Annotated in this window: 25 protein-coding genes and 1 pseudogene; 7 read left to right on the top strand and 19 right to left on the bottom strand. The window is 65.0% G+C overall.

All coding sequences use genetic code 11. The annotated features are described in order from the left end of the window. The first annotated feature begins 45 nt into the window (after nucleotides 1–45). Nucleotides 46–1,044 (top strand): helix-turn-helix transcriptional regulator, encoded by a 999-nt coding sequence (locus tag ASE61_RS24715; RefSeq protein ID WP_082617720.1) that lies wholly within the window; start codon nucleotides 46–48, stop codon nucleotides 1,042–1,044. A 151-nt stretch (nucleotides 1,045–1,195) separates the two neighbouring features. On the opposite strand, the gene ASE61_RS24710 is transcribed toward ASE61_RS24715, so the two are convergent. Genes ASE61_RS24710 through ASE61_RS24680 form a run of 7 tightly spaced genes read right to left on the bottom strand, consistent with a single transcriptional unit; the run spans nucleotide 1,196 to nucleotide 6,572 of the window. Further along, nucleotides 1,196–2,374, bottom strand: a complete 1,179-nt coding sequence (locus ASE61_RS24710; RefSeq protein ID WP_061971476.1) for an MFS transporter — start codon at nucleotides 2,372–2,374, stop codon at nucleotides 1,196–1,198. Continuing rightward, nucleotides 2,371–3,777 carry an FAD-dependent oxidoreductase gene (locus tag ASE61_RS24705; protein WP_061971474.1) on the bottom strand — a complete coding sequence of 469 codons (1,407 nt, stop codon included), beginning with the start codon at nucleotides 3,775–3,777 and terminating at the stop codon, nucleotides 2,371–2,373. Before ASE61_RS24705 ends, ASE61_RS24710 begins: the two co-directional genes overlap by 4 nt. A 56-nt stretch (nucleotides 3,778–3,833) precedes the next feature. Next, nucleotides 3,834–4,151, bottom strand: a complete 318-nt coding sequence (locus tag ASE61_RS24700) for an ArsR/SmtB family transcription factor (protein WP_061971472.1) — start codon at nucleotides 4,149–4,151, stop codon at nucleotides 3,834–3,836. 59 nt (nucleotides 4,152–4,210) lie between these two features. Then, complete coding sequence (gene arsB / locus ASE61_RS24695) at nucleotides 4,211–5,263, bottom strand: ACR3 family arsenite efflux transporter (protein WP_061971586.1); 1,053 nt, start codon at nucleotides 5,261–5,263, stop codon at nucleotides 4,211–4,213. Nucleotides 5,264–5,270: 7 nt separating this feature from the next. Beyond that, nucleotides 5,271–5,696 (bottom strand): arsenate reductase (glutaredoxin), encoded by a 426-nt coding sequence (gene arsC / locus ASE61_RS24690; protein ID WP_061971470.1) that lies wholly within the window; start codon nucleotides 5,694–5,696, stop codon nucleotides 5,271–5,273. Then, entirely contained in the window at nucleotides 5,696–6,223 is a 528-nt protein-coding gene (locus ASE61_RS24685) for an arsenate reductase ArsC (protein WP_061971468.1), read from the bottom strand. The genes arsC and ASE61_RS24685 overlap by 1 nt, the downstream gene beginning before the upstream one ends. Further along, nucleotides 6,216–6,572 (bottom strand): ArsR/SmtB family transcription factor, encoded by a 357-nt coding sequence (locus tag ASE61_RS24680; protein WP_061971467.1) that lies wholly within the window; start codon nucleotides 6,570–6,572, stop codon nucleotides 6,216–6,218. Before ASE61_RS24680 ends, ASE61_RS24685 begins: the two co-directional genes overlap by 8 nt. A gap of 272 nt (nucleotides 6,573–6,844) precedes the next feature. On the opposite strand from ASE61_RS24680, the gene ASE61_RS24675 reads away from it, so the two are divergent. Further along, a complete protein-coding gene (locus ASE61_RS24675) occupies nucleotides 6,845–7,297 on the top strand; it encodes an SRPBCC family protein (RefSeq protein ID WP_061971465.1) in 453 nt (150 codons plus the stop codon). A 287-nt stretch (nucleotides 7,298–7,584) separates the two neighbouring features. Continuing rightward, a pseudogene (locus ASE61_RS27635) lies at nucleotides 7,585–7,935 on the top strand (SDR family NAD(P)-dependent oxidoreductase); the annotation flags it as partial. Between the two features lie 93 nt (nucleotides 7,936–8,028). Here the strand turns inward: ASE61_RS27635 and ASE61_RS24665 are convergent. From ASE61_RS24665 to ASE61_RS24625, 9 genes are all read right to left on the bottom strand, one after another. Continuing rightward, nucleotides 8,029–9,084, bottom strand: coding sequence for an ABC transporter substrate-binding protein (locus ASE61_RS24665; RefSeq protein ID WP_061971461.1), 1,056 nt, complete (start codon nucleotides 9,082–9,084; stop codon nucleotides 8,029–8,031). A 100-nt stretch (nucleotides 9,085–9,184) separates the two neighbouring features. Continuing rightward, entirely contained in the window at nucleotides 9,185–10,678 is a 1,494-nt protein-coding gene (locus tag ASE61_RS24660) for a M81 family metallopeptidase (protein WP_061971460.1), read from the bottom strand. A 15-nt stretch (nucleotides 10,679–10,693) separates the two neighbouring features. Continuing rightward, nucleotides 10,694–11,752: an ABC transporter substrate-binding protein gene (locus ASE61_RS24655; protein ID WP_061971458.1), complete on the bottom strand. Its 1,059-nt coding sequence runs from the start codon at nucleotides 11,750–11,752 to the stop codon at nucleotides 10,694–10,696. Nucleotides 11,753–11,792: 40 nt separating this feature from the next. Then, nucleotides 11,793–12,905: an extracellular solute-binding protein gene (locus tag ASE61_RS27315; protein WP_061971457.1), complete on the bottom strand. Its 1,113-nt coding sequence runs from the start codon at nucleotides 12,903–12,905 to the stop codon at nucleotides 11,793–11,795. Nucleotides 12,906–12,932: 27 nt separating this feature from the next. Further along, nucleotides 12,933–14,300, bottom strand: coding sequence for an amidohydrolase family protein (locus ASE61_RS24645; protein WP_061971455.1), 1,368 nt, complete (start codon nucleotides 14,298–14,300; stop codon nucleotides 12,933–12,935). A gap of 12 nt (nucleotides 14,301–14,312) precedes the next feature. Beyond that, entirely contained in the window at nucleotides 14,313–15,083 is a 771-nt protein-coding gene (locus ASE61_RS24640) for an SDR family NAD(P)-dependent oxidoreductase (RefSeq protein ID WP_061971454.1), read from the bottom strand. Next, on the bottom strand, nucleotides 15,083–16,813 hold the full coding sequence (locus ASE61_RS24635) for an acetolactate synthase catalytic subunit (RefSeq protein WP_061971452.1): 1,731 nt from the start codon (nucleotides 16,811–16,813) through the stop codon (nucleotides 15,083–15,085). The genes ASE61_RS24640 and ASE61_RS24635 overlap by 1 nt, the downstream gene beginning before the upstream one ends. Then, nucleotides 16,810–18,165 carry an aspartate aminotransferase family protein gene (locus ASE61_RS24630; RefSeq protein ID WP_061971450.1) on the bottom strand — a complete coding sequence of 452 codons (1,356 nt, stop codon included), beginning with the start codon at nucleotides 18,163–18,165 and terminating at the stop codon, nucleotides 16,810–16,812. The genes ASE61_RS24635 and ASE61_RS24630 overlap by 4 nt, the downstream gene beginning before the upstream one ends. A 104-nt stretch (nucleotides 18,166–18,269) precedes the next feature. Continuing rightward, a complete protein-coding gene (locus tag ASE61_RS24625) occupies nucleotides 18,270–18,956 on the bottom strand; it encodes a GntR family transcriptional regulator (RefSeq protein ID WP_061971449.1) in 687 nt (228 codons plus the stop codon). Nucleotides 18,957–19,127: 171 nt separating this feature from the next. Here ASE61_RS24625 and ASE61_RS24620 point away from each other — a divergent pair, with 171 nt between their 5' ends. The 4 genes from ASE61_RS24620 to ASE61_RS24605 are packed head-to-tail and all read left to right on the top strand — an operon-like array spanning nucleotide 19,128 to nucleotide 23,455. Further along, entirely contained in the window at nucleotides 19,128–20,261 is a 1,134-nt protein-coding gene (locus ASE61_RS24620) for an ABC transporter ATP-binding protein (RefSeq protein ID WP_082617737.1), read from the top strand. 3 nt (nucleotides 20,262–20,264) lie between these two features. Further along, entirely contained in the window at nucleotides 20,265–21,131 is an 867-nt protein-coding gene (locus tag ASE61_RS24615; RefSeq protein ID WP_061971447.1) for an ABC transporter permease, read from the top strand. A gap of 5 nt (nucleotides 21,132–21,136) precedes the next feature. Further along, on the top strand, nucleotides 21,137–21,979 hold the full coding sequence (locus ASE61_RS24610) for an ABC transporter permease (RefSeq protein WP_413813554.1): 843 nt from the start codon (nucleotides 21,137–21,139) through the stop codon (nucleotides 21,977–21,979). Between the two features lie 24 nt (nucleotides 21,980–22,003). After that, nucleotides 22,004–23,455 carry an NAD-dependent succinate-semialdehyde dehydrogenase gene (locus tag ASE61_RS24605; protein ID WP_061971582.1) on the top strand — a complete coding sequence of 484 codons (1,452 nt, stop codon included), beginning with the start codon at nucleotides 22,004–22,006 and terminating at the stop codon, nucleotides 23,453–23,455. 65 nt (nucleotides 23,456–23,520) lie between these two features. On the opposite strand, the gene ASE61_RS24600 is transcribed toward ASE61_RS24605, so the two are convergent. The 3 genes from ASE61_RS24600 to ASE61_RS24590 are packed head-to-tail and all read right to left on the bottom strand — an operon-like array spanning nucleotide 23,521 to nucleotide 26,623. Next, nucleotides 23,521–24,771: a serine hydrolase domain-containing protein gene (locus tag ASE61_RS24600; RefSeq protein ID WP_061971444.1), complete on the bottom strand. Its 1,251-nt coding sequence runs from the start codon at nucleotides 24,769–24,771 to the stop codon at nucleotides 23,521–23,523. A gap of 41 nt (nucleotides 24,772–24,812) precedes the next feature. Beyond that, on the bottom strand, nucleotides 24,813–25,649 hold the full coding sequence (locus tag ASE61_RS24595; RefSeq protein ID WP_061971580.1) for an ABC transporter permease: 837 nt from the start codon (nucleotides 25,647–25,649) through the stop codon (nucleotides 24,813–24,815). 32 nt (nucleotides 25,650–25,681) lie between these two features. Next, a complete protein-coding gene (locus ASE61_RS24590) occupies nucleotides 25,682–26,623 on the bottom strand; it encodes an ABC transporter permease (RefSeq protein ID WP_061971442.1) in 942 nt (313 codons plus the stop codon). Between the last annotated feature and the right edge of the window lie 12 nt (nucleotides 26,624–26,635).

Genomic DNA, 26,635 nt, shown 5'->3' with positions numbered 1-26,635 from the left:
TTCGGCCTTGCGAAAGCGTTAACGCGATGATCGCGGCGAGGTCCTATGGCTGATATCCCTTTGACGCGCGGTCAGTTCCTGCTGCCTTTCGTCAGCATTCTCGACGATATCGGCGCACCGACGGAGACGCTCCTGGAAAGGTCCCGGTTGCCATCATCCCTGGCCGAGAAGAGCGAGCTCTACCTGCCGCTCCTGCCGGCCCTGCGCTTCGTCGAGACCGCACAGAGAAGCCAGGGTATCGAGGATTTCGGCTTCCTCGCCGCCCAGCGCCTGCATTTCTCGCATATGAGGGAAAAAACGCGGGCCCTGATCGCGCATTCCCCGACGCTGCTCGTCGCGCTCCGGCACGCCTGCCATGAGGCGTCGGGGGAAGACACCATTCTGAGCATGTGGATCGAACATGAGGCAGATCACGTGCGGGTCTGCAGCAGGCTCACCGGGCCATGGCTCCTGCAGCTGAAACACGCGCAGTGGATCCAGAACATCTTCTCGGTCTACATCATCAGGCAATTCGCAGGGCCCGACTGGATGCCGGCAGCGATCGGCTTTGAATCGTCTTATGGGCCAAGCCCTGCGACGCGATCCTGCTGGCCGAATGTGCGGTTTCTGTCGGGTCAGCATGCCGCTTGGATCAGCGTGCCGACCAAGCTGCTCGGCCTCCCGAACCGTTCGCCCCCCTCGTTTGCGCTGCCGCGCGACAATGAAGACGGCCCGTCCGCCTACAGCATCGTCGATCTTCTCAAGCTGATGCTTCCGGCCTATCTCGACGAGGGAACAACCGCTCTTGCTGACGTCGCCGAGATCGCGGGCCTCAGCGCGCGGACGCTTCAACGCAGGCTCGCCCAACTCGGCCTGTCCTACTCGGACATCCTCGACACCGTCAGATACGAGAATGCGAGCAGGCTGCTGCGCGACACCGATTGCAGGATCATCGACGTCGCCTTTTCATCCGGCTACACCGATCCGGCGCATTTCAGCCGCGCCTTCCGCCGGATGACAGGCGTCACGCCGCGTCAGTTTCGCGAGCAATCACGGCTCGGCTGAAGGCGTTTCGTCTCACGCCACCAGCCAAGAAATACCCCGTTCAAAAGGGCGCCTTCAAGCACCGTTCCAAACTATGCGAACGTCCGCTCCGGAGCTTTGCGCCAACGTCGACAATTGGCGCAAGCTGGAAGAGCACGGGCGATGATGAGATTTACGGCCGTTTTGCTCGGAAACTCGCCCACAGACCAAGGCATAGCACCACATTTGCTGCGGCCAGCAGCAAGAGTGTGCCGTAGGCTCCGGTGACGCCGGCATGTTCTAAGATCCAAGCGCTTGCCGCCGGAGCGAGTGCTTGGGCTACGAGACTTGGCCGTGCCAAACGCCCGACAATTGGCGCATAGCGATCTGCGCCGAACAGCGCCAACGGCACTATTCCCTTGGCAATCGAAAACACGCCGTTTCCGGCACCGTACAGCAGGATTGCCATCGACACCGGGCCCAATCCAAAGGTGAGTAATCCGAGCCCGAGAGCTACTAGCACCAGTGCGGCGGTCATGGTCCAGAGAGGGTGATGCTTGCCCTTGCCGGCCATCTCGATCACCCGGCCGCCAACCTGTGCGGGCCCGACGAGCACTCCCAACGCCACCGCAGCCGCCAGTGTGATGCCTTGTGCCTGGAGTAGGGTCAGAAGTTGCACGCCGACGATCGAGCCGATCGCGCCGCCGATGACCAAGAGGCCGGCAAGCAGCAGGAACATCGAACGATCATTGCCCGCGAGTTTTATGTCCTGGGAGGTCGTCCTCGCCGATTGGGAAATGTCGATTGCGGCCGGCGGCACCGTCGTCAGAACCAGCGGAAGCGAGATGAGAAGCTGGATAGCCGCATAGGCAAAGCAGGTCTCACGCCAGCCGAACTGGGCGACCATATAGGCCGAGAGTGGCCAGCAAACGGTACTGGCGAAACCGCCCCATAGCGTCAGGACCGTGATCGCCGAACGCGCGGTTCCGCCATAGAGACGCCCCAGCGTCGAGAACGCCGCATCGTAAAGGCCTGCCGCCATCCCAGCTCCGATCACCACCCAGCCTGCGATGAAGATCGGGAGGTTTGGGGACAGGCCAAGGATGACCTGACCGGCGGCGAGGAGCAGGGCCGCCGCAGCGAGGACCGGGCGCCCTCCGCGTTCACCGATGACACGACCAATGAGGGGCGCGATGGCACCAGCGGTCAGAAGCCCGATCGACAATGCGCCGATGACCCACGACAGCGGCCAGCCGGTGTCGTCGGCGATCGGTGCGGCGAGGACAGCGGAGAGATAGTAGGAAGAGCCCCAGGCGAGGATCTGCACCACACCCAGGGCCGAGATGACCGTCAGGCGGCTCCGCTCGGTCACGCGGCTCTGCCGCAGCAGGAGGACGTTGCCGGCTCAGGCTCCTTCACCGGACCACAACCACAACCGGCCTGGCCGCCAGCCTTTGCCAAGGCATCCTCAGCGCAGCAGGCGTTTGCTTCGACAGGAGCCGGGCCGCCGCAGCAGTCGCCCGCCGGAGCTGCCTTGCAAACCCCGGTTTCCGGCAGGACGAGATTCACATCGTCCGCCGCGGCGAGATCGCCGGCAATTGCCGCAGCAATCGAGCGGACCTGCTCGTAGCCGGTCAGCATCAGGAAAGTCGGCGCCCGCCCATAGCTCTTGATCCCGACGGTGTAGAACCCCGGTTCCGGGTGCGACAGCTCGCGGTGACCATGTGGCGGCACCGAGCCGCAGGAATGCAGGTTCGGATCGATCAGCGGACCGAGCGCCTTGGCGCTTTCCAGCCAGGGGTCGAACTCGACCCGTAGCTCCCGGGTCAGCGAGAAATCCGGCCGCTGACCCGTGCAGCCTACGATGCGATCGACCGGTCCAATCGTCCGGCCAACGCCGTCGACCTCTCCGTCCACGAACAGGTGGGCGCCGTCCTCACGAACTCCGGTGGCCCCGAAGCCCGAGATCAGTTCGATACGGCCTTCCGCGACGAGGCGGTGCAGGCGCTGCCCGAGCTCGCCACGCGCGGCGAGCTGATCATTTGCTCCGCCGCCAAACACCCGGGACAGATCACGTCCGCGCGTAGCCCAGATTGCCTTGGTGCCGGGCTCGGCGACCGCAAGCTCTTCGAGATCGAGCAGGACGTTCGCCGCCGAGTGGCCCGCACCGATGACGAGCGTCGCCCGCCCGGCATAGGTCGATCGATTGCGGCTCGATACATCGGGTATCCCGTAGGCGATGCGATCCTTGAGCGCTTCCTCGCCATCGGCAGCAAGTCCGCCTGCGCCGATTGGGTTAGGGGATGTCCAGGTTCCCGATGCATCGATGATCGCTCGCGCCTGGTCGCGCCGTGTTGTCCCATCGCTCCCGACGATGGTCAGCACGAAAGGACGCTGGTTCCGATCTCGGCTGACCACCTTGTCGATGCCGTGGCGCCCGATAGCGGTGATGCGCGCGCCATATTCGATCACGACAGCGAGCGCCGGAGTAACCGACAGAGGGGCGAGATAGCGATCCACGAGCTCGCCTCCGGTAGGGTAGGCCTGCCCATCAGGTTCCTCCCAGCCGACATTTGCCAGCAACGCTCGTGCGGCCGGTGCGATGTTGAACTCCCAAGGTGAGAACAGCCTGACATGACCCCATCCACGGATGTTGGCGCCTGCCTCCTGACCGGCCTCATACACCTTCACTGCGATGCCGCGCTCGACGAGATTGGCGGCGGCGGCCAGCCCGACGGGCCCTGCTCCAATGATCGCGACGGGAAGCTCAGTCATTGTATTATCCACTGATTCTAGAATTATGGAATTATGTGGCAAATAAAAAGGGCTTCTCAGGCGGCCTTGTCCGGCGCTTGAGAGCAACCCTCTTCGATGCAGCATTCGTCGCCGAGGAAGCCGAGGAGGGCATCCATGGCCGGGTAGACAGCACGGCAGATCAGCGTGGTGGCTTGACGCTCCTGCGAGACGAGGCCGTTACGGATCAGCCGCTGAAGGTGGTGTGACAAGGTCGAGGCCGGGATCCCAAGGCGCTCCTGCACCTGATTGACGGGCAGGCCACCGTGACCCGCCCGGACGAGTGTCCGGTAGAGCTCCAACCGGGTTGGATTCCCGAGAGCCTCAAGCTGCTTCGCTGCTTCTTCGACGTTCATGGAAATAAGTAGGCATGGACGGGATCGCTCCGTCAAGCTCTATTTCGATGATCATCGAATTACTCGGCTGCCTGAACCTTTCGCACGCTGTCGCCGCGCTCGTACCAACCCTTCGATCGGTTCACGATCCAGACGACGGTGAGCATCACCGGAACCTCGATCAGAACGCCGACGACCGTGGCGAGTGCCGCTCCGGAGTTGAAACCGAACAGGCTGATCGCGGCGGCGACGGCGAGTTCGAAGAAGTTGGAGGCGCCGATCAAGGCGGACGGCCCCGCGACGCAATGCTGTTCGCCGGCGATCCGATTCAGGAGATAGGCCAACCCGGCATTCAGATAGACCTGGATCAGGATCGGCACCGCCAGCAGAGCGATCACCATAGGCTGGGCGAGGATCTGCTCGCCCTGGAAGCCGAAGAGCAGGACGAGCGTGGCGAGCAGCGCGACCAGAGAAACTGGCCCGAGGTGGCGGAGCAGCCTGTCGAGCGCGGCCTGTCCGCCCTTCGCCAGAACGCTGCTGCGGACGAGCTGCGCGACGATTACGGGAATGACGATGTAGAGGACGACCGAGAGGGCGAGCGTTCCCCACGGCACGGTGATCGCCGACAGGCCGAGCAACAGGCCGACGATCGGCGCGAAGGCGACGACCATGATGGCGTCGTTGAGCGCGACCTGGCTGAGCGTAAAGTGCGGCTCGCCCCTCGTCAGGCTCGACCAGACGAAGACCATCGCCGTGCAGGGCGCGGCCGCCAGGATGATGAGACCGGCGATGTAGCTGTTGATCTGGTCGGCCGGGAGCCACGGCCGGAACAGCCAGGCGATGAAGAACCAGCCGAGCGCCGCCATCGAGAAGGGCTTCACCGCCCAGTTGATGAAGAGCGTGACGCCGATCCCGCGCCAGTGCCTGCTGACCTGTCCGAGCGCTGAGAAGTCGATCTTCAGCAGCATGGGGATGACCATCAGCCAGATCAGGACTGCGACGGGCAGATTGACCTTGGCGACCTCGGCCGCGCCGATGGCCTGGAACACGCCCGGCATGACATGGCCCAGCGCGATCCCGGCGACGATGCACAGCGCGACCCAGATGGTCAGGTAGCGTTCGAAGGTGGACATGATGACCTCAGGCGAGAGCAGTCGGGCGGCCGGAGGCATCCACGGCGAGCTCTCCATCCTCCTTGCGGAATTCGCCAAGCTGCGGCGGCAGGAGCGGCAGCACGGCCTCAGACGGGCGGCACAGCCGAACGCCCTTGGGCGAAACGACCAGCGGGCGATTCATCAGGATGGGATGGGCCTCGATCGCATCGAGCAGGGCATCGTCGGAAAGGCTCGGGTCACCGAGGTTGAGTTCGGCGAAGGGCGTTCCCTTCTCGCGCAGGATGTCCCGGACGGTCAGCCCGGCGCGCTCCAGAAGCTGCTTCAGCAGCGTCCGGCTCGGCGGCGTCTTCAAGTATTCGATGACATGCGGCTCGACGCCCGCATTGCGGATCAGCGCGAGCGTGTTCCGGGACGTCCCGCAGACAGGGTTGTGGTAGATGATCACGTCCATCAGGCGACCTCCGGGCGGCGACCGCTCGCGCCTTCGAGGCCCCCGATCCGCCGAACCTGCTGAGCCAACGCCATCTCGTCGAGGCTGGCGACGGGCAGCGACAAGAGGACGTTGATCCGGTTCCTGAGATAGCGCAGCGCCGTCACGAAGGCTCGCTCGCGCTCGATCTCGCTACCCTGGACGTTGGACGGGTCTTCGATGCCCCAATGCGCCGTGATCGGTTGCCCCGGCCAATGCGGGCAGGCCTCGCCCGCCGCCTGGTCGCAGAGGGTGATCACGAGATCCATGACGGGCGCGCCGGGCTGCGCGAAGACATCCCAGGTCTTCGACGAGAGGCCCTCGCTCGGGATGCCTTCGGCATCCAGCACCTTGAGCGCCATCGGCTTCGGCCCGGGACCGCCTTCGCTGCCAGCGGAGAAGGCTCGAAAGCGCCCTTCCCCGAGATGGTTGAGCAAGGCCTCGGCCATGATCGACCGAGCGGAGTTGTGAGTGCAGAGGAACAGCACGTTGTGAATGCGATCAGGCATCGGTCGTGACCTTCGGTGGGCAGCAGGGCGTGAGCTCAGCCAGAAGCGGCGCGCAGATCTCAGCGCGGCCACCGCAGCAATCCTTCAGGAGGAAGGCGATGGCCGATCGAAGCGCGTCGAGATCAGCCCGGTAGACGATCGAGCGGCTGAAGCGCTCGGAACGGACGAGCCCTGCCCGGCTGAGGATGCTCAGATGGGACGACATGGTGTTGTGGGGAACGGCGAGGCGCCGGGCCACCTCGCCGGCAGGCAATCCCTCCGGCTCCGCGCTCACCAGCAGGCGGAACACGTCGAGGCGAGTGCTCTGCGCCAGCGCCGCCAGGGCGAGGATGACTTGCTCGTTTTCCATATGTCGAGAATTACCGACATATTAAATGCAACGCAAGGCTCATTTTCGGGTTGGAAGCGAGCAGCCAGCAAGGTCCCGCCAAAAATCCGCTTCCTGGCGGTAGCTCAACGCCAGCTGCTGGTCGGAAGCGGGCTAATCGATGTCCGTCGCCCGCGCCGCGCCGGTCGGGGGAATTGCCCCGGCCGAAACCGTCGCAGGCTGAAATCGGGTGGTTCGCGAACCTCCGAGTTCTTTAAATTCGTGGTCATGCAAACCTAACAAGGACCAGATGCATGACCAGGGCGTACTACAGCACCATTTTCGAGGCACCTGCCGAAAACGTATGGAATACGATCCGTTCCTTCGGTGATTACGATTGGGCCGGCGTTCCGAGTGTCACCGTGATTGAGAATGGGCGTGCCGGCGACCAAATCGGCGCGGTTCGACGTGTCGAGATGGCGGACCGTACTATGCGCCAGATTTTGATGGCTCACTCGGATCGTGAGCGTTCCTACAGCTATGAATTTTTGAGCGGAATGCCCGTGAATGCGGAGAACTATATCGCAACGTTGCGGGTCACTCCGATTGTAGATGGCAATAAATCTTTTATTGAGTGGTTCGCTGACTTCGATGCCACGCCCGACGACCGCGACCTGATCAGAGATACTTTCGTCACCAATGGATTCGCCGTTTGGCTACGTTCCTTGCGGGCTCGCTTGGCTCAGTCAGAATGGGATTGGGGTTGAGGCAGCCTCGCGGCTCGCGACGGGAGCCGGGTAGCCCAACTCGGACCTGGCCAAGGTCCGAGTTGGGTCAAGAACTGCCGTTCGACCCAGAGTCGGGAACGTCCGCTTCCGGGCAGCGGCCCAGTGTCCGGTCATGGCGCAATACGAAGGGGAATGTCAGCCCATCTGAGCCTGTTGATTGGATTCGACACGTCCCATTAGGGTGGCTGGCCAAAAGCTTGACGAAGGCAATCGGCGAAAGCGCGTAGCTTGGTCGATGGTTTGCGGCCCTCGGATGCGCCGGATAGATGGCTTCCACCTCCGGCTGTACGCCTGGTGGCAGGAATCGTCGCCGAGGGGGTCAGGCGCAGGCGATCGAGGCCGACGTGGCGGATGCAGCCGCCGTCGCGACCATGTTCGCGCGCTGCGACGCCGAGCTGGGCTGCCTGAAGGGGCTCGTAAACTGTGCCGGTCTAGTCGGCATGCGTGAGCGTTTCGTCGACGTTCCGGACGCGACGATCCGGCAGGTCTTCGACGTGAATCTCTTCGGCGCCATGACCTGCATTCGCGAGGCGATCCCGCGCATGTCGACCGCGAGCCGTGGCTCCGGCGGAGCGCTCGTCAACATCTCCTCGGGCCTGTCCACGGCCGGCGCACCGAATGTCGAATCGCGGCAAGGAAGCCGTAATGGGGCTAATGCAGGCGACCCGCTCGCGCCGGCTCGGGATCCCCGAGCCGGCCTCCCGATGGCGCTATTTCTGGATCCAGCTGTTCCAAGCTTCGAGCAAGCGCGCCTGATTGGCGGCGATCCAGGCAGCATCGTGCTTGACGATCGCCTTGAAGGCCTCCGGCGAGTTAGGAATGTTGGCCCGCGCGGCATCGCTCATCTTCGCCACGGCGTCGAGGCTGGGCGGTGTCACGTTCAGACGCTCGGCCAGTTTCGCCTGGACGTCGGGATTGTCGAGGTAGAACTTCAGCAGCGCCTCTGCCCCGGTCGAGTTGGGTCCGTCGCGTAGGATCTGCATCGTGTCGGCAAGCAGAAAAGCTCCGTCATAGGACACCGCGACCGGTTGCTTCTCGGCCTTGAGCGCGGCCGCCCGTGTGCCCCAGATCATTCCCATCACATATTCGGCGTTGCGGAAGCCCTGCTGGCTCTGGTCCCCCGTCCGCCACCAGAGCTGGACCTGCGGCTTGATCTGATCGAGCTTCTTCAGAGCTCGGTCCACATCGAGCGGGAACAGCTTGTCGGCCGGGACGCCGTCGGCCAGCAGCGCCGCGGCGAAGACACGCCAGGGGTCATTGAAACTCGGTAGCGCCCGGGGGCCGGGAAAGCGCGAGACGTTCCAGAAATCGGCCCAGTTTCCGGGGGGCCCGTCCTTGAAGCGCTCGGTGTTGAAAGCCATCAGCGTCGCGTTGAAGGAGATCTTCACGCCGGCGGGGCCGCAGGTCTTCTCCGCGAGATCCTTTCGCGCTTCGAAGCTTTTGCAGAACGAGGTCAAGTCGCGCGAGAAGCTGCGATTCTGGGCCGACTCGGCGATGATGTCGACATTGTTGATGATGTCCCAGGTCACCTTGCCGGCGTTGGCCATGGCCTGGGCCCGCGTACGCTGCTCGGAATCCGTCGCCACGACCGTCGCGACGCCGATACCCGTCGCCTTCGTGAAAGGCTCGAACCAGATCTCTTTCAGGGCGCGGTCATAGGTGCCGCCGGTTGTCGCGACGACGACCTCCTTTGGTTGCGCCAGCACGGACGTGCCCAGCGCGGCCGACAGTGCGATCTGCCCGGCCAGGATCGAAAGAGTCCGCACGCGCGACCTTCTGGTGAGAGGCCGCGGATGTTGTCTCGCTCGCATGGTGTCAGTCCCCTTTTGGATTGTGGTTGGTCGAGTGACGCGCAAGCGATCGCCGCTAATCGGCAACGCTCGCAAAGATTCGGGCGGTCAGGGCCGGCCGGGAGATGATGTCCTCGGGATGGATCGGCCGCCGCTTCGCGAAGGGCAAAAGCCCCGGCCGGTAGTTCGAGATGCCGGGCGTATCGACTACGAGGCAGGGGCCGATCGTCTCGAACGAAATCCTGAAGTGGTAACCGGACTTGACCACCACGATGTCCTTGTCGGCGAGATCGATGCCCTGGCTGCGGAAAGCCGCTGGGTCCTGGGTGAAGCCGGGCAGGCTCATGGCGAGCACCGTCAGGTTGCCGGAACGCAGGATCGCCGTGTCGCCGAGCGTCGCTGGCTCGTTCCTGAGATAGGGACCGTCTTGGACGAAGCGGCCGTCTCCGAGACCGGCAACCACCCAGCGAGACCGGAACGGGCAGATGCCGGACGAGAGGGTACCGCCGAGCGGCTGTTCGATCTCTGCTCCGATTCCCGCCATCTGCGCGATGCGGACTATGGCGGGGTCGGTGATCGGGACGACGGCCTCGAGGTTCGGCCAGCGCGTGGCGAGTTCATGCAGGATCGCCGTGCCGTCTCCCGGGGTGCCCGCGAGAACACGGTCGCCCTGATCGCCGAGGATGGCGGGGCGCGCGATGCGTCCTGCCGTGACCGCTGACAAGGCGTCATGCAGGGGCATGAAGTCGGAGACGAAGGCGTCGCGCTGGGTCCAGAACAGCGCCGCGAGTTCCTCCACAGCCGCCTGGGCCAGCTGCGCGTCGCCATCGGCGATGGCCGTGATGCATTGCTGCCCGTCTGGCACATCGACCAGCGTGGTGCAGTTGTAGATGGAAATGTCGAGCAGCTGCGGATTGGCCGCCATCATCTGGCATCGCCTGGCATGTAGCGCAGCGAGCGGGCCTCTCGCGGTCTCCATCTGCGCACCGAAAATGAAGGGCAGCCAGACCGAGGCCGTCACCGGCGCGACCTTGCCCTGCAAGGTCTCGACGAGGAGAGCGGCCGCGCGCTCGCCGGCGAGATCGTAGTCGGTATGCGGGTTCTCCTTGCAGGCGACGACGATGTCCGCACTCTCCAGCACCGCCGGTGTAACATGGGCGTGGAGGTCCAGGCTGACGGCGATGACGCCTCGCGGCCCAAGCACCTGGCGGACGGCGGCAAGCAGCACGCCTTCGGGATCGTCGAGACTTTCCGTGATCATGGCGCCGTGCAGGTCGAGGAAGACGCCGTCCGGCCGCTGCGCCTCGACCTCACCGACGATCTCGGAAAGGAGATCTTGGAAGACGACGTCCTCGACAGGCCCGCCGGGCGGCGCGACCGCCGAAACTCCGGTCAGGATCTCTGCTCCGCTCGCCGTAAGCCGCCTGCAGCCACCAGCGAGTCCCGAACTACCCTGCGCGACCTTTTCGAGCAGGGCCTTGCCGCGAACGATCGCGAAGCTGGCGAGCCCGGTCCGCAGCCGGCTGAAGCTGTTGCCCTCGTGGAAGAGGCTGGAGACGAAGATGCGCATCGTGGAGCCGCCCGTTTATTGCTGAAGCCAGGCGTTCCAGCGGTTGAGCATCGCGGTCTTGTTGGCGTTGATCCAATCCGCATCGGGCACGACGAGGCCGCCGAACACGTCGGGCCCCAGCGGCAGGGCCTTCTGGGCCTCGGCACTCATCATCGCGGCGGCCTTGCGGCTGGTCGGCGTGCAGGTCTGGGCTTCGCAACGGCGCGCCTGCCCCTCGATGTTCTCGACGTAGAATTTCAGGAAACGCAGGGCATTCTCGCGGTTTGGCGCGCCCTTGATCAGGGCCCAGCGATCGCCGACCAGCACGGCCTGGTTCTGGCTCCAATCCAAGGGCTGCTTCTCGGCGCGAAGAGCGGACGCCCGGGTCTGCCAGATCATGCCCATGACGTATTCGCCGTTGCGAAAGCCCTGGACGCTCTGGTCGCCGGTCTTCCACCAGAGCGCAACATGCGGACGGATCTCGTCCATCTTCCGGAAGGCCCGGTCGAGGTCGAGCGGGAACAGTTTGTCGACCGGTACGCCGTCTGCCAGAAGGGCGGCGGCGAGGACGCGCCACGGATCGTTGAAGTTCGGCAGCGACCGCGGCCCCGGGAAATCCTTGACGTTCCAGAAATCCGCCCAGCTGCGTGGCTTGCGGCCCGGAAACTTGGCGTCGTTGTAGACCAGCAGCGTCGTGCCATAGGCGGCGAGCAGGCCGGTCGGCTTGCAGGCGCCCGGCAACAGGTCGTCATTGCCCTTCAGCGGCTCACAGAAGCTGCCGAGGTCTTCGGTCAGGGCACGATACTCGTCCGAAGAGGACTGGATGTCGCCCGCCTGGAAGATATCCCAGGAGACGCTTCCCGCCGTCACCATCGCCTTGACGCGTGCGACAGTCTGGGCTTCGGCACCCGAGACCGGCCGGACCCTGATCCCGGTCGCTTTCTCAAAGGGCTCATAGAAGTGCTTGCGCAGTTCCTGCTCCTGCGCACCACCGGTGGTGGCGATCACGAGTTCCTTGCCGGATTGGGCATGGACGGTGGCGGGCAAGGCGAGCGCGAGCAGTGCCGCGGCGATCAATCGGTCGAGCTTTGTCACGGTGCTTCCTGTCTCTTCCGTAGGCTTTCGTTGGAACGGTTCAGCGCGCGAGCCAGTCTGCCCAGCGGCGCAGAACGGCGTCCTGATTGGCGTCGAGCCAGTCGCGATCGATCTTGACGATGCGCGGCCAGTTTTCGGGCGCGGTCGCCAGATCGCGCGCGATCGCGGGCTCCAGCAGCGGCAATGCACCCTTGAGGCCGGTGGCTGCCAGACCCTCCTTGACGAAGGCGGCATGGGCGCCGGGGCGGCTGTAGACGAAGTTGAGCAAGGCGAGCCCCGCGTTCGGGCGCTGGGCACCTTCGAGCACGCCCCAGAACGAGGCATCGAGCGGCGCACCGTTCCATGAGACACCGACCGGCAGCCCCTCCGAGCGAAGCCGCATTGCCCGCCCCGCGAAGATCATCGCCATGACGACCTCCTTCGACCGGAAGATCTGCTGGCTCTGGTCGCCGCTGCGCCACCAAACGGCGATGTGCGGCTTGATCGCATCGAGCTTGCGGAAGGCGCGATCGAGATCGAGCGGGAAGAGCTTGTCGACGGCGACCCCGTCCGCGAGCAGCGCGGCGATCAGGTTCCACCAGGGTGTGCCGGCATTGGGCAGCGAACGCGGCCCCGGAAAGGCCTTCACGTCCCAGAAATCCACCCAGCTCGCGGGCTGTCGACCGGAGGCGGGAAAGGCGTCGAGACTATAGGTCAGCAGAGCACCGCCGACGTCGAACAGGGCGCCATATTGCAGGCAAGCCCCGTCGACACCTTCTCGCGCCACGTTCGGCGTCGCCTCGCAGGCGGGGCCGAGATCACGGAAGAAGCGGCGATTCTCGGGGGTCAGCGAGTCGACCGACAGCGTGAGCACGTCCCATTCGACTCGCTTGACCTGCGTCATCGCCTTTAGCTTGGCGAGTTTCTCGCCATAGGAGCCACCGGTGGCGACGACCCTGATGCCGGTCATCTCGGTGAACGGATCGTAGAAGGTCTTCTTGACCATCTCGCCATAGGCCCCCGTGCCGCCGGCGACGACGACGTCCTTTTCGCCGGCCTTGTTGGCGCGCTCGACCAACGCGTCGATGGCGGCCTGCGCCTGTGCGGGATCGAGGAGCGGCAGGCAGAGCAGCGGCGCGGCGGCGCCGGCCTTGACGAATTCGCGACGATTCATGCGTGGTCCCCTTCTCTCTCGTTGACGTCAGTTGCTGAGGCCGCAGCGGCGCATGAGGCCGCTTGCCGAGGCATGTGCTCGCTCGATCACCGCGCCGGGCTCCTGCCTTTCGGGTAGTCCGTCCCGGGCGACGCAGCGTCCATTGACGAAGACCGCACGCGGCGGCGTCGCGCTGCCGAGGATTGCGGTCTCCCAGACCGGATCGAGACCCAGCGCCTCGGATGCGTCCGGCGCGCGCAAGACGATGTCGGCGCGCTTGCCCGGCGCGATGCTGCCGGTCCAGCCTCCGGCGCCCACGCTCGCAGCGGCCCCAGCGGTGCGCATCCGCATGATCTCGGCCGGCGTCGCCGGCGTGCCGCAGACGGCGGCATTGGCATGAGCGAGCGTGCCCAGCGCGTCGAAACGCACGCTGCGGGGAATGTCGGTCGCGAGCCCGACCGGCGCGCCGCCGCGGGCGAGATCGAGCATACGCGGCCGGCCTTTTTCGCTGCTTATCATCCGCATCTGCGAGTAAGGGCACCAGACGATCCCCGTGCCGCTGCCGGCGAGACGCTCGATGTCGCCGTGATGGACCAGGTTCATGTGGACGAAGGTCGTGCCGGGACCGAGCGCGCCCGCTTCCTGCAACGCGGCGATCGTCTCGCCGGCCGCTTCTCCGGCGCGATAGGCGTTCGGGCTGTAGCCGCGATGTTCCTGGAACTGGACGCCGTTCCGCCGCGCGAGATCGAGCGCGGCACGAAACAGCTCTGGCGATGCTGTGTCGGCGCCATAGATGCCGACGAAGGCGTGGACGAGACCGCCGGGCTCCGCGTTGCGGCGCAGTTCGCGGCCGAGCCGCTCCAGCGCTTCCTCGAGATCGCGCGGCCAGAGCTTCAGGAAGCTCGGGCTGACGAGTTCGGGCTGGTTCTCGGCCAACGCACGGGCGCGGTCCGAGACGTAAGGGTCGGTGAGCCAGATGCGGATGCCGAAATCGCCTGCGACCTGCGCGACGGCATCGGGCATGAAGATGGTGCCGGGATCGACGAAGCCGGTATAGCCGGCCCGGAAATAGTCGACCGTGGCGAGCGCGGCGCTGGCGTATTCATCTTCCGGGCGCAGCGCGGATTTCCAGTTCCCCATCGTGACGGAGGCCGCCTCCATGCGCTGGAGCACGCTGCGGGAGGTGTATTGCGAGATGTGGATATGGGCATCGATGAAGCCGGGATGGACGACGCCGCCCTTGGCGTCGATGCGCTCGCGCGGCGCGTAGGCCTCACGCAACCTCGCCGTATCGCCCACTGCGACGATGTCGGCCCCGGTGATCGCTACGGCGCCGTCGGCAATCACCGTGTCGTCCGTATCGACGGTGAGGACCGTGGCGCTCTCGATCAGGATGTCGCAGGGCTGCGGGGTCATGCGGAGGAGCTTTCAGGACGGGGTGAATTCGCCGCCGTTGATGTCGAGGATCGCACCATTCACGAACCCGGCTTCCGGCGCGCAGAGGAAGAGGACGGCGCGGGCGATGTCCTCCGGTCGGCCGAGCCGGGCGGACGGAATGCGCGACAATGCGGCCTGGTTGGCGGGAGCCGAGGGATCTCCGGTCATCTCCGTAACGATGCGGCCCGGTGCGATCGTGTTCGCAGTGATGCCGTGCCGCGCGTATTCGGAGACGATCGAACGCGAGAGGCCGGCCAGCGCTGCCTTGGAAGCGGCATAGCTCGCGCCTGCGATCCGCGGCTGCGTGCGCCCGGCGAGCGAGCCGATGAGCACGATCCGGCCATGCCGCCGCTCCGCCATGCCGGGCAGTACCGCCTGACAGCAGAGCAGCGCGCCGGTCAGGTTGACCGAGAGCACGTCGTTCCACTCCGCCAACGGGATTTCGGCGATCGGTGCACGGCCCCCCTGGCGTTTCGGCGAGAAACCGGCATTGCAGACGAGAGCCTGGACATGGCCGAGATGCGCCTCGACATCCCGGAAAAAGGCCGCGATCGCCGCGGGGTCACGAAGATCGAGCGTATCCGCGTGGATGGCGCTCCGATCGAAGCGCTGGCCGAGACTTTCTGCTGCCTTCTCAACATTCGCCCGCTGCTGGCTGAACAGGGCGACCGCCCAGCCTCCTTCGAGAAATGCCTCGGCCGTGGCGAGGCCGATCCCCGAACTGCCTCCCGAAACGACCGCGACAGGACGAAGCGGCTTCATCAGACGAGCTCCGCCTCTTGCGGTGCCTTGTCGAGCGTGCCGTCATAGAGCGAGATCGCCGGATGCGCGTCGGGATCGGTGGCGACCTCGATCAGGATCGGCCGGTCGCTCTGCAGCGCTGCACGCAGCGCGGGCAGGATCTCAGCCGCCTCCCGAACATGAACGCCCTCGCAGCCGCAGGCGCGCGCGATCGCAGCGTGATCGACCGGCGCGAAATGGCAAGCGGTTGTATAGCGACCGAACTTCACCGTCTCGGCATCCTTCTGATAACCGAGGACGCCGTTGTTCAGGACGATCACGGTCAGCGCGATGCCCATCCTGACCATCGTTTCGAGCTCGGCCCAGGAATGAGCGAAGCCGCCATCACCGACGAGCGCGACGACCTTCGACCCAGGGCGTGCGACCTTGGCTCCCATCGCCAGAGGCAAGCCCCAGCCCAGCCCGGCAAGACCGCGCGGCGTCAGGAAGCGCATGCCCGGTGCAAGGCCGCGCAACTGCCCGACGATCCACATCGAGGAATAGCTCGCATCGGCGGCGACGATCATGTCGGACGTCAGCAGGGTCTGCAGTTCGGCCATGACGCGCTCGGGCCGGATCGGGCTGGTATTGTGTCCCGTCGACGGCGCGCGGCGCTGGTCGAAGCTCTCCCACAACCCCGCGATCCGTTGCTCCAGCGCGGGGCGAGCCTGCGTGCGGCGGCTCAGATCGACCTTGCGAAGGGCCTCCGTCAGCGCCCCCAGCGTCTCGGCTGCGTCGCCGACGAGGCGAAAGGCCTCGTAGTTGCGGCCGATCTCCTGAGGGTCGAGATCGATCTGGATCAGGCGCGCGGAGTTCGGCACCAGCCGCCAGCTGTCGGTGCCGTTCTGGTTGTTGCGCGTACCGACCTGAAGAATGAGATCGGCCTCTTGCAGCAGCTCGCGGCTTTGACGGCCCAGCGATGTCGGCCCGGTCAGCGCTCCGAGCACGCCGCAGGACAGGGGGTGATGCTCGTCGACGGCGCCCTTGCCCATATTGGTGGTGAAGACCGGCAGCCCGGCCAGATCCTGCAACGCGGCCAGCGCGGCCGGCGCGCCCTGCGAAAGCGCGCCGCCGCCCGCCATGACGACCGGGTTCTGCGCCTCGGCGATCAGCCTGGCGGCCTGCTCGATGGCCGCCTGGCCGGGGCGGACCCGATCGGCCGGGAACGTGCCGTAATTCGCCGAGCGAGCCACGGCTGACGCAGCGACCGGCTCACGCAGGAGATCGGCCGGCAACAGCAGGACCGCAGGGCCCGGACGCCCGCTCGCAGCCGCGATGAAGGCGGCGTCGACATAGTCATCGACGCGATCGGCCCCGCCGAGCCTGCGCGTCCATTTCGCGCAGGACGAGAACAGCGCGACATGGTCCAGCTCCTGGAAGGCGTTCTTGTCGACCTGATGCCGCTCGACCTCCTGGACGATGGCGACGATCGGGATGCTGGCCTTGAGCGCTTCGGCCAGGGGGGCCACGAGCAGCGTCGCCGCCGGTCCGTTCTGCGCGGCCACCACCGGCACGCGCCCCGAAATCCGGGCGTAGCCGTCGGCCATCGCCCCGCCCATGTTCTCCTGGCGATAGGCGATCTGGCGGATGCCGATGGCCTCCGCCGCGAGGATGACGGCAGAAGGGAGGCTCTGGCCGAAGATGACCTCGACGCCGTGGCGCTTGAGTGCGCGGGCGATCGCCTGGGCGACGGTTTCGGTCGGCTTGGTCATGCTGCAAGGCTTTCGATCAGGTCGCCGCGGGCGGCGAGGAAGGCATCGAACACCGAGACGACCTGGTCGACGTCATCGGTGGTCATCGGTGTCGAGAGGCAGGCCGCAGCGCCCACCGGCAGGATGATGCCGGCTTCGGCGAAGAAGCGGCTGAGTTCCCTGACCGCATGGGCCTGGGCAGCGTTCGGGGTCGCCTCGCGGAAGTCGTTCGGCAATGCCGCTTTCGGATGGATGCGGAACAGCGACGCCGCGCCCGAGACGCAGAACGGAGCGTGATGGCGCGCGATGGCTGCGGCCAGCTCCTTCCGGAGCCTGTCGCCGAGATGTTCGAGACGGGCGAAGGTCGCCTGGTCGAGTGCCGTCATCGAGGCGAGGCCGGCGACCATCGAGAGCGGGTTGGCCGAGAAGGTGCCGCCCTGGGGCAGCAGCGGCTTGCCGCCGGAGGCGTCGAAGACGTTCATGACCTCGCGCCGTCCGGCGATCGCGCCGATCGGCAACCCGCCGCCGATGATCTTGCCCAGGGTGATCAGATCCGGCTGGAGCCCGTAGCGCGCCGCCGCGCCCTGATAGCCCTGCCGGAAGCTCAGCACCTCGTCGGCGATGATCAGGATGCCGTGCTTGGCCGCGGCCCGCTGGATGGCCGCGACGAATTCCGGCTTCGGCGCGATCAGGCCGGCACGGCTCGGCATTGGGTCGAGGACGATCGCGGCAAGCCTGCCGGCATTGGCCGCGAGCAGCTTTTCGGCGAGTTCGGGACGGTTGAAGCGGAGCGTGACGACCTCTTCCAGAACCGAATCCGGCATGCCGCGATAATAGGGCACGGCGCTCGGCGCATCCTCGGCGCCCCAGTTGGCCGGCGTGCTGGACTGGCTGACCTCGACCCAGTCATAGGCGCCGTGATAGGCGCCCTCGATCTTGGCGATCGCCGGACGGCCCGTCGCGGCCCGGGCCGCCTTGATCGCAAACATCACGGCCTCGGAACCGGTATTCACGAAGCGGATCGTCTCGGCGCCGGGCACGCGCCCGCAGATCAGTTCGGCGAGCTCGATCTCGGCCAGGGTCGGATTCGCAAAACAGGTCCCCGCCTGCAGCTGGCGGGTGACGGCCTCGATCACCGGGCCGAACCGGTGGCCATGGATCAGGGTGGTGAAGTTGCCGTTGAGATCGAGAAAGCGGCGCCCGTCGAGATCGCGCAGATAAGCGCCTTCGCCGCTCTCCATGTAGCGCGGAACCGGGTCCCGCTCGATCGTGACCCGCGTCGTTCCGTCGACGAAAACCTTTCCTGCACGCTCGAACGCCAACGTCGAGGCGCGGCCTACCGAATTATGTCCCTGGGGTGTCACTGCGGTCATTGCTCTCATGCATCCATGGGCCGCCATGCCGGCGGTTGGAGAGAGCTAGCCCGATATTGATGTTTGGTGCAACAAAAATATTTGCCGATGCCGGCGCTTCGTTCTCAGGCTTGAGAATCGATCTTGGCTTTCAGGCGCGCATAGCCGTCGCGAATGTCCTGCTCCATGGCGGCGCGCACCTTCGATCCGTCTCTGGCACGTAAGCCGTCGAGCGCGGACATGTGGTTCGAAACGCCCTGTCGATTGGTGGCGAAATGGGGATAAAGGCCGTTGAGAGACGGCCCAACCCGCAGCCAGAGCGATTCGATCATGCCCACCAGCCGCGGCCAGCCTGCCAGCCGATAGATCAGAAAATGGAATTCGCGGTTGGCGCGCAGCACTTCTCGATAATCGGCCGAGTCGAGGCCTGCGTTGATCTCGCCCTGCAAGCGCTCCAGTTCCGAGATATGTGGCGCTTCGACGTGGCCTACCGAGCGTTCCGCCGCCAACCCTTCCAAGGCAATCCGCGTCGCCGCAATCTCGTCGAGCGCCTCAAGGGTGAGTGAAGGCAGGACCACCGTCTTGGGACCTTCGTTGACGAGAGCCCCCTCCGACAAGAGACGGTTGATCGCGTCGCGGGCCGGTGTCGTGCTGACGCCCAGCGCGGCGGCGACGGACCTGACCGTCAGTTTCTCGTTGGGCGGAAACGAGCCGGCCACGATGATCTGCTTGAGCCGCTCGTAGGTGAGCTCACCGAGACTGGATTGCCTGACGATCGGTGAAACGACGCCTGCCAGCGGATGCTCCGACATGTGATCCTCGTGTTGTTGTCTGATGCGCCAAATAGCGAGACAGCCGCCATCCTACCAGACCCGGGAGTTGACAACCGATAAATGATACATCAAACGTCAAAATAGCGATAGCAGCCGGCAGGCCTTCGACCGCCAGCGCACTTACAGAAAATGATGGGGATCATGAACAGGATGCCGGAGAAGCACGCATTCTCGCCACCCGGACGAGAGCCCTCGATCAAGGGTGAGGCGATCACCTTTACGGGCATCACCAAGCGATTCGGCTCCGTGATCGGCGTCGATCATATCGATCTTCAGGTCGAAGCGGGCGAGTTCCTATCCCTGCTAGGCCCCTCCGGCTCCGGCAAGACGACGCTTCTGATGATGCTCGCGGGCTTCGAGACGCCGAGCTCGGGCTCTATCACGCTCGGGGGGCGGGATCTGACCCATGTGCCGCCGAACAAGCGCGGCATCGGCATGGTCTTCCAGCGCTATGCGCTGTTTCCCCATATGAGCGTCGCCCAGAACGTCGCATTCCCGCTGAAGATGCGCGGGCTCGGCAAGGACGAGATGGCGCCGCTGGTCGAGCAGGCCCTCGCGCGCGTCCGCCTTCAGGACTACGGCGCCCGCATGCCCGCCCAGCTTTCCGGCGGCCAGCAGCAGCGTGTCGCCGTCGCGCGGGCTCTCGTCTTCCAGCCGCCTGTCCTGCTGATGGACGAGCCGCTCGGCGCTCTCGACAAGAAGCTGCGCGAGGAGCTGCAGATCGAGATCAAGAAGCTGCATGAGAGCCTCGGCGTCACGATCATCTATGTGACGCATGACCAGGAAGAGGCGCTGACGATGTCCGACCGCATCGCGGTCATGGATCGGGGGCGGATCCAGCAGCTCGGCAGCCCCGTCTCGCTCTACCACGAGCCCGAGACCGGCTTCGTGGCGGACTTCATCGGCAAGATGAATTTCCTGAAGGGCGTCGTCACCGGCATCGGCGATCGCGAGGCGATCATCGAGGTTTCCGGACAATCCATCGCCGTACCCCGCTCGCAGTTCGGCGGGCGCGGCGACCTGACCACCGGCAGCCCGGTGCGCGTCGCGGCGAGGCCCGAGACCCTCAGCACGAGCCAGAGCCCGGATGGCGCGATCCCGGGAGAAATCGAGACATCCATCTTCCTCGGCTCGCATCGCACGCTGATCGTCCGGATGCAGGACGGCACGCAGCTTCAGATCCAAAGCTCGTCGGCCAGGGGCACAGACGAAGCCGGTCTTCGCGGCCGGACCTTCGTGAGACTGTCACCCTCTTCGGTTCGCGTCTTCGCAGGCGAGGGTTGATCCATGGCGGCCTCTGCTACCACTCCCTCCGATCGCTCCTTCGCCGGGCAGTTGTCCCGCCCGGTCTCGCTTGCGCTGGCGCTGCCGCTCGTACTCCTGCTGGGCCTCGCTTTTCTGCTTCCGGTCGCAAAACTCCTGATCGGCAGCGCCTTCACCCCCGGACCGACGGCAGAGCACTATCTGCGGATCGCACAGGAGCCGCTGTTCCTGCGCATCCTGCTGCGCACCGTCCAGACCGCGGCGATCGTGACGATTCTTGCCATCCTGCTCGGCTATCCGGTCGCCCTCGTGATGTCCCGGCTCGACGGGCGGGCGGCGATGCTGGTCGCGGCGTGCGTCCTGATCCCGCTCTGGACGAGCGTCCTGGTGCGCTCCTACGCCTGGATCGTGCTGTTGCAGCGAACCGGGGTGGTCAACAACGCGCTGATGAGCTGGGGCCTGATCGACCAGCCGCTCAGGCTGATCTACACGGACGGCGCGGTCGTCATCGCGATGACCCACGTGCTGATGCCCTATATGATCCTGCCGATCTTCTCGGCCTTGCGCTCGATCCCGCCGGAGCTCGATCGCGCGGCGCGCAATCTCGGCGCCGGGCCGTGGCGCAGCTTCATCGCCGTCACGCTGCCGCTGAGCCTGCCCGGCATTTATGCCGGCTGCATCATGGTCTTCATCCTGTCGCTGGGCTTCTACGTCACGCCGGCGCTGGTCGGAGGCCCGCAGAACCTGACGATCGCGACACTCATCGGCCAGCAGGTCACCGAATTGCTGAACTGGCCCTTTGCCGGGGCGCTCGCCGGCGTCTTGCTCGGCGTGACGCTCGGTCTCGTCGCCCTGTTCAGGCGGTTCCTCAATTTCGGGAAGGCGATCTGATGACGATGCCAATCTCGCAGCCGGCGGGGCCGGCAGTGTCTTCGCGCCCGGTTTTCTCGCCCGCGTTCGGGCGCTGGTGCCTCAACGGCTTCGTCGGACTCGTCCTGATCTTCCTGCTGCTGCCGACCCTGCTCGTCATCCCGATGTCGCTTGGCGAGGCATCCTACATCCAGTTTCCGCCGCGCGGGCTGACGCTGAAATGGTATCAGGCCTACTTCGCCGATGCCGACTGGATGAGCGCGACCTGGTTCAGCTTGAGGATCGCCTTCGCGACGACCATTGCCGCGACCGTCATCGGTACCCTGGCTTCCTTCGCCCTGATCCGCGGCAACCTGCCGGGCGCCCGCGCCCTTCAGGCACTGACGCTGGCTCCCTTGATCGTGCCGCACATCGTGCTCGCCGTAGCGCTATATCTCGTCTTCGCTCCCATCGGCCTGACCGGCAATTTCCTTGGCTTCGCGGTCGCTCATACCATGCTGTCGGTGCCCTATGTGATGCTGACCGTCACGGCGGCGATGCAGCGGCTCGATCCAGCCCTGGAGCTCGCGGCCCTCAATTGCGGCGCCAGCCGCGCCCAGGCCTTCTGGCATGTCGTGCTGCCCAATATCGCGCCCGGCGTGGCCGCAGGAGCCGTCTTCGCCTTCCTCGCGTCCTTCGATGAGGCGACCGTCGCCTTCTTCATCTCCGGCATCGAAGGCAAGACGATCACGCGAAAGCTCTTCGAGGACATCGACTACAACCTGACGCCCGTCATCGCGGCGGCATCGACCGTGATGGTGGCGCTTTCGCTGGTGCTGATGGGCGGGGTCGAGTGGCTCCGCGCGCGCTCGGCGCAGACGAAGATCTGACCTCCCTCAATGTCGGCGAACACCATGCTTCAGCTCAACGACCCGTCACTTCTGAAGGCGCAATGCCATGTCGACGGCGCCTGGCTCGGCGCGGGCGTCGATGCCGTCGACAATCCCGCGACCGGAGAGATCCTGGCCAAGGTGCCACGCTTCGGCGCCAACGAGACGACCGCCGCCGTCGAGGCCGCACAGCGCGCCTTCAAGCCCTGGGCGAAGAAGACCGCCAAGGAGCGTTCGACGATCCTGCGCAAATGGTTCGAGCTGATCATGGCGAACCAGGAGGACCTGGCGCAGATCATGACGGCCGAGCAGGGCAAGCCGCTGGCCGAGGCGCGCGGCGAGGTCTCCTACGCCGCCTCCTTCGTCGAGTTCTATGCCGAGGAAGCCAAGCGCATCTACGGCGAGACGATTCCCTCGCCCTTCCCGGGCTCGCGCATCATCGTCCAGAAGCAGCCGGTGGGCGTCTGCGCCGCGATCACGCCCTGGAATTTCCCGGCGGCGATGATCACGCGCAAATGCGCGCCCGGCCTCGCGGCCGGTTGCACCTTCGTGGTCAAGCCCGCGCCGGATACCCCGCTGACCGCGCTCGCCCTGATGGAGCTGGCCACCCGCGCCGGCTTCCCCAAGGGGGTCATCAACATCGTCACCGGTGATGCCCAGGCCATCGGCGGCGTCATGACCAGCCATCCGGCGGTGCGCTTCATCGGCTTCACCGGCTCGACCTCGGTCGGCAAGCTCCTGATGCAGCAGGCTGCTTCCACCGTGAAGAAGGTCGGCCTCGAACTCGGCGGCAACGCGCCCTTCATCGTCTTCGACGACGCCGATCTCGATGCCGCCGTGCAGGGTGCCATCGCGGCCAAGTTCCGCAACATGGGCCAGACCTGCGTCTGCACCAACCGCCTCTTCGTGCAGGCGGGCGTGCATGACGAGTTCGTGGCGAAGTTCGCCGGCGAGGTCGCCAGGCTCAAGGTCGGCAACGGCACCGAGGTCGGCGTCGTGCAGGGGCCGCTGATCAACGCGAAGGCGATCGAGAAGGTCGAGCGCCATGTCGCGGACGCCGTCGCCAACGGCGCCAGGGTGGTCGTCGGCGGGCGCCGCCATGCGCTGGGCCGCAGCTTCTACGAGCCCACGGTGCTTTCGGGCGTCACCACCAGGATGCTGGTGACCCATGAGGAGACCTTCGGCCCGGTCGCTCCGGTCTATCGCTTCTCGACCGAGGACGAGGTCGTCGCAATGGCCAACGACACCCCCTTCGGCCTGGCTGCCTATTTCTACACGAAGGACCTCGGCCGAGCCTTCCGAGTCGCCGAGGAGCTCGAATACGGCATGGTCGGGATCAACGCCGCGGTGCTCGGCACCGAGGTCGCGCCCTTCGGCGGCGTCAAGGAATCCGGCCTCGGCCGCGAGGGCTCCCTCCACGGCATCGAGGAATTCGTCGAAATCAAATACATGCTCATGGGAGGAATTGGCGGATAAGAGCTCAAAGTGGACTATTGCAGGCGCCCGCTTTCGGGCAGACCGCTAAGGTCAGCTTGTGACGCCTAAGCAACCGCATCCGTCAGCGCTGTAAACAGGGTGGCGTCGGCATGGCGACCACGGCCGTTCGGCCCCTGGCTATCGTTCCAGGCCGCCCATTTCACGATGACGATCCCTTCGATCGGACTGATCGAAATCGACTGTCCCGCGTTGCCGAGTGCGTAGAATATCGAGTCCGCTCCGCGCAGCGGCAACGGGTCAGCGAAGGGCGTCTCTGGATCGACGGCCCCCGCGCGAACCGAGTTCACGCCTTGGGCAGCGTGCAGCCACCATTGGAAACCATATGGCGCGCGTTCCCTCAGCGAAGCCTCGGAGGGTTTGGTCGCTTCCGACAGCCACCAGGATGGCAGGATTTGGGTCGTTCCGATCGAGCCGCCTTCCAGGATGAATTGCCCAAATCGTGCATAGTCACGCAACGTGGCCCCGATGCCTGAAGCCGTGAATGTCGTGCCGCCATCGGCTTCCGTATTCCAGAAGCCATCGGCTTCCATGCCGAACGGCTTCCAGATCTTCTCCGAGAGGTAGGCCGCCGGGCGTTTTCCTGTCGCCCGTTCGACGATGATGCCGCACAGGATGGAGTCCAGAGACGAATAATAGAAGACGCTGCCGGGAGGTGTTGTCTGCTTGGGTACGCGATTGGCCACCTTGTCGAGCAGGCGTAGGAAAGAGCCGACTTCGCGCCCGACGGTACACGCTTGAAGGGTGTAGACGTCCGCATTGGGGTCTTTGTAGTCTTCGATAAAGGGTACGCCGGAGACCATCTGGAGGGCATGGCGCAGGCTGACGCCATCGTAGAGGCTGCCTTTCAGCTCCGGCACATATTTGGAAACAAGATCGTCCACGGAATCGATTGCGCCGTCTTGGATGGCAGCCCCGACCAGCGTTGACGTGAACGACTTGGCCATCGAGCGCGATGCCCAGCGCGTCGAGGCGTTGTTGCCGTGGGCATACTTCTCTAGGACGATCTTCCCGCGCTTCAGCATGATCAATCCGGTCGTCTGATTGTCATCGAAGTAGTCGTCGAGCGTCAGCCGCTTGCCTTCGTAGGTATAGGTGGCATCGATGTTCCCCACCGTTTCAAGTGGACGAACATGATCTCCTGCCGGAACGACATCGCACGGAAACAGATGATGCATGTTCCGGTGCGCGATGAACTTCTCGGCGGTTGCCCATCTCAGCTGATCTTCGGGCTTCGGCAACGCAACCTGGTCCTGCGGCAGGACCGGCGTGAGCTCGCGCTGGGCGATACGGGACATGGAGCGTTTCCTCAGCTGGAAGTTTCGGCTTTTGGTTTGACCTACAGGTCTTTCGCCATTCTCGGGTCGAGCGCTTCCCTGAGGCCGTCGCCGAGCAGATTCACGCTGAGCACGCAGAGCGACAGGAAGAGCGCGGGGAAAAGCAGCATCGTGGGCCGGATCTGCCAGAATGTCCGGGCATCGGCGATGATGTTGCCCCAGCTCGGAATGATGGGAGGCAGGCCAGCCCCGATGAAGGAGAGGATCGACTCCGCGATCATGGCCGCCGCGCAGACATAGGTCGCCTGGACGGATAGCGGCGCGATGGTGTTCGGAAAGATATGCCTGATCGCAATCCGGCTCGTGCTGGCTCCGGCTACGATAGCGGCATCGATGTAAGGCTCTTCGCGGATCGAAAGAACGACGCTCCGCACGAGGCGCGATGTCCGTGGAATCTCGGCGATCGTTATGGCGACGATCACGGTCAGAAGGGAGCCTCGGATCAGCGCGACGATCGCGATCGCGAGCAAGATCGAGGGAATGGACATCATTCCATCCATGATGCGCATGATGATCGCATCAAACCTGCGAACGAACCCCGACATCGTCCCGATGATCACGCCGCACACGGACGCGAAGAAGGCGACCGACAGGCCCACGATCAGAGAGACGCGGCTGCCGTAGATCACCCGCGAATAGATATCGCGGCCGAGCATATCGGTGCCGAACCAGAACTCCGCCGATGGAGGTTTCAGTCGATTGGCGGGATTGAGCTGCGCGGGATCGACGGTCCCCAGGAACGGCGCGAAGATTGCGATCAAGGCCAAGACGATGAGCAGCGCGCTCGGAAATGCAATCAGCGTGTTGCGGCTCATATAGCGCAGCAGCCGACTGCCCATGGTGCGCCGAGCCGCCAGGGGAAGGGTCATGGTCAATAGCTGATCCTCGGATCGAACACCGTGTAGAGCAGGTCGACGATGAGATTCACGAGGACGTAGCTCGCCGAGAAGATCAGGACGACGGCCTGGATGACGGGATAGTCCCGCCCCATGATCGCATCGATCGTCAGGCGCCCGAGCCCCGGGAGGGCGAAGACACTTTCGGCTACGACCGAACCGCCGATCAGCAGGGCCACGCCTGTGCCCACCACCGTCACGATCGGAACAGCGGCATTCTTGAGCGCATGTCCGAATAGCAATGACCGGTCAGCGACACCCTTTGCCCTGGCCGTCCGGATGTAGTCTCGCGACATCGTCTCAAGCATCGTCGCGCGCGTGATCCGGGCGATGAGCGAGATATAGACCAGGCTTAGAGCGAGAGACGGAAGGATGATCCCGCGGAGCCAGGGCAGGACGCCGTTCTCGATGCGCGCGTAACCCTGAACGGGAAGCCATGATAGCTGCAGACCGAATGTGTAGGCGAGAAGGTATCCGGTGACGAAAACTGGTAGCGAGAACCCGCCGACGCAAAGGATCATGACAGCTCGATCGATAAAGGATCCCCGTTTCCAGGCGGAGAGAACGCCCAGCGGCACAGCGACGCTCACCGATATGACAAGGGTCGCAAGCATCAGCGAAACGGTCGGCTGAATGCGCTGGGCGATCAGATTGCTCACCGGCGCGCCGCTGAGAACGGACTTGCCGAAATCTCCCTGCAGGACGTCCCAGAGCCAATGTCCGAACCGGACGTAGATCGGCAAATCCAGACCAAGCTGCTGGCGTATGCGCTCCACGACCGCCGGCGTAGCCTGATCGCCGGCGATCATGAGCGCAGGGTCACCCGGTGTGATGTAGAGCAGGCCGAAGATCAGCACTGCCACGATCAGCATCACCGGGATCGTGGAAAGGCATCGCTTTCCAATATAGAGCATCATCTCGCGAGGAGC

It is taken from the genome of Allobosea sp. Root670 (genome assembly GCF_001429415.1).
In the GTDB taxonomy this organism is placed as follows: domain Bacteria; phylum Pseudomonadota; class Alphaproteobacteria; order Rhizobiales; family Beijerinckiaceae; genus Allobosea; species Allobosea robiniae.
This window is presented reverse-complemented; position numbering and strand designations above follow the sequence as displayed.

Excerpts from the sequence above, each read along its gene's own strand:
- ASE61_RS24635 (WP_061971452.1), bottom strand. The coding sequence starts at position 16,813 with ATGACCAAGCCGACCGAAACCGTCGCCCAGGCGATCGCCCGCGCACTC.
- ASE61_RS24610 (WP_413813554.1), top strand. The coding sequence starts at position 21,137 with ATGCCAATCTCGCAGCCGGCGGGGCCGGCAGTGTCTTCGCGCCCGGTT.
- ASE61_RS24660 (WP_061971460.1), bottom strand. The coding sequence starts at position 10,678 with ATGCGCATCTTCGTCTCCAGCCTCTTCCACGAGGGCAACAGCTTCAGC.
- ASE61_RS24685 (WP_061971468.1), bottom strand. The coding sequence starts at position 6,223 with ATGCCTGATCGCATTCACAACGTGCTGTTCCTCTGCACTCACAACTCC.
- ASE61_RS24630 (WP_061971450.1), bottom strand. The coding sequence starts at position 18,165 with ATGACCGCAGTGACACCCCAGGGACATAATTCGGTAGGCCGCGCCTCG.
- ASE61_RS24715 (WP_082617720.1), top strand. The coding sequence starts at position 46 with ATGGCTGATATCCCTTTGACGCGCGGTCAGTTCCTGCTGCCTTTCGTC.
- ASE61_RS24680 (WP_061971467.1), bottom strand. The coding sequence starts at position 6,572 with ATGGAAAACGAGCAAGTCATCCTCGCCCTGGCGGCGCTGGCGCAGAGC.
- ASE61_RS27315 (WP_061971457.1), bottom strand. The coding sequence starts at position 12,905 with ATGAATCGTCGCGAATTCGTCAAGGCCGGCGCCGCCGCGCCGCTGCTC.
- ASE61_RS24595 (WP_061971580.1), bottom strand. The coding sequence starts at position 25,649 with ATGGGCAGTCGGCTGCTGCGCTATATGAGCCGCAACACGCTGATTGCA.
- ASE61_RS24640 (WP_061971454.1), bottom strand. The coding sequence starts at position 15,083 with ATGAAGCCGCTTCGTCCTGTCGCGGTCGTTTCGGGAGGCAGTTCGGGG.
- ASE61_RS24620 (WP_082617737.1), top strand. The coding sequence starts at position 19,128 with ATGCCGGAGAAGCACGCATTCTCGCCACCCGGACGAGAGCCCTCGATC.
- ASE61_RS24590 (WP_061971442.1), bottom strand. The coding sequence starts at position 26,623 with ATGATGCTCTATATTGGAAAGCGATGCCTTTCCACGATCCCGGTGATG.
- ASE61_RS24675 (WP_061971465.1), top strand. The coding sequence starts at position 6,845 with ATGACCAGGGCGTACTACAGCACCATTTTCGAGGCACCTGCCGAAAAC.
- ASE61_RS24645 (WP_061971455.1), bottom strand. The coding sequence starts at position 14,300 with ATGACCCCGCAGCCCTGCGACATCCTGATCGAGAGCGCCACGGTCCTC.
- ASE61_RS24700 (WP_061971472.1), bottom strand. The coding sequence starts at position 4,151 with ATGAACGTCGAAGAAGCAGCGAAGCAGCTTGAGGCTCTCGGGAATCCA.
- ASE61_RS24625 (WP_061971449.1), bottom strand. The coding sequence starts at position 18,956 with ATGTCGGAGCATCCGCTGGCAGGCGTCGTTTCACCGATCGTCAGGCAA.
- arsB (WP_061971586.1), bottom strand. The coding sequence starts at position 5,263 with ATGTCCACCTTCGAACGCTACCTGACCATCTGGGTCGCGCTGTGCATC.
- ASE61_RS24615 (WP_061971447.1), top strand. The coding sequence starts at position 20,265 with ATGGCGGCCTCTGCTACCACTCCCTCCGATCGCTCCTTCGCCGGGCAG.
- ASE61_RS24600 (WP_061971444.1), bottom strand. The coding sequence starts at position 24,771 with ATGTCCCGTATCGCCCAGCGCGAGCTCACGCCGGTCCTGCCGCAGGAC.
- ASE61_RS24605 (WP_061971582.1), top strand. The coding sequence starts at position 22,004 with ATGCTTCAGCTCAACGACCCGTCACTTCTGAAGGCGCAATGCCATGTC.
- ASE61_RS24705 (WP_061971474.1), bottom strand. The coding sequence starts at position 3,777 with ATGACTGAGCTTCCCGTCGCGATCATTGGAGCAGGGCCCGTCGGGCTG.
- arsC (WP_061971470.1), bottom strand. The coding sequence starts at position 5,696 with ATGGACGTGATCATCTACCACAACCCTGTCTGCGGGACGTCCCGGAAC.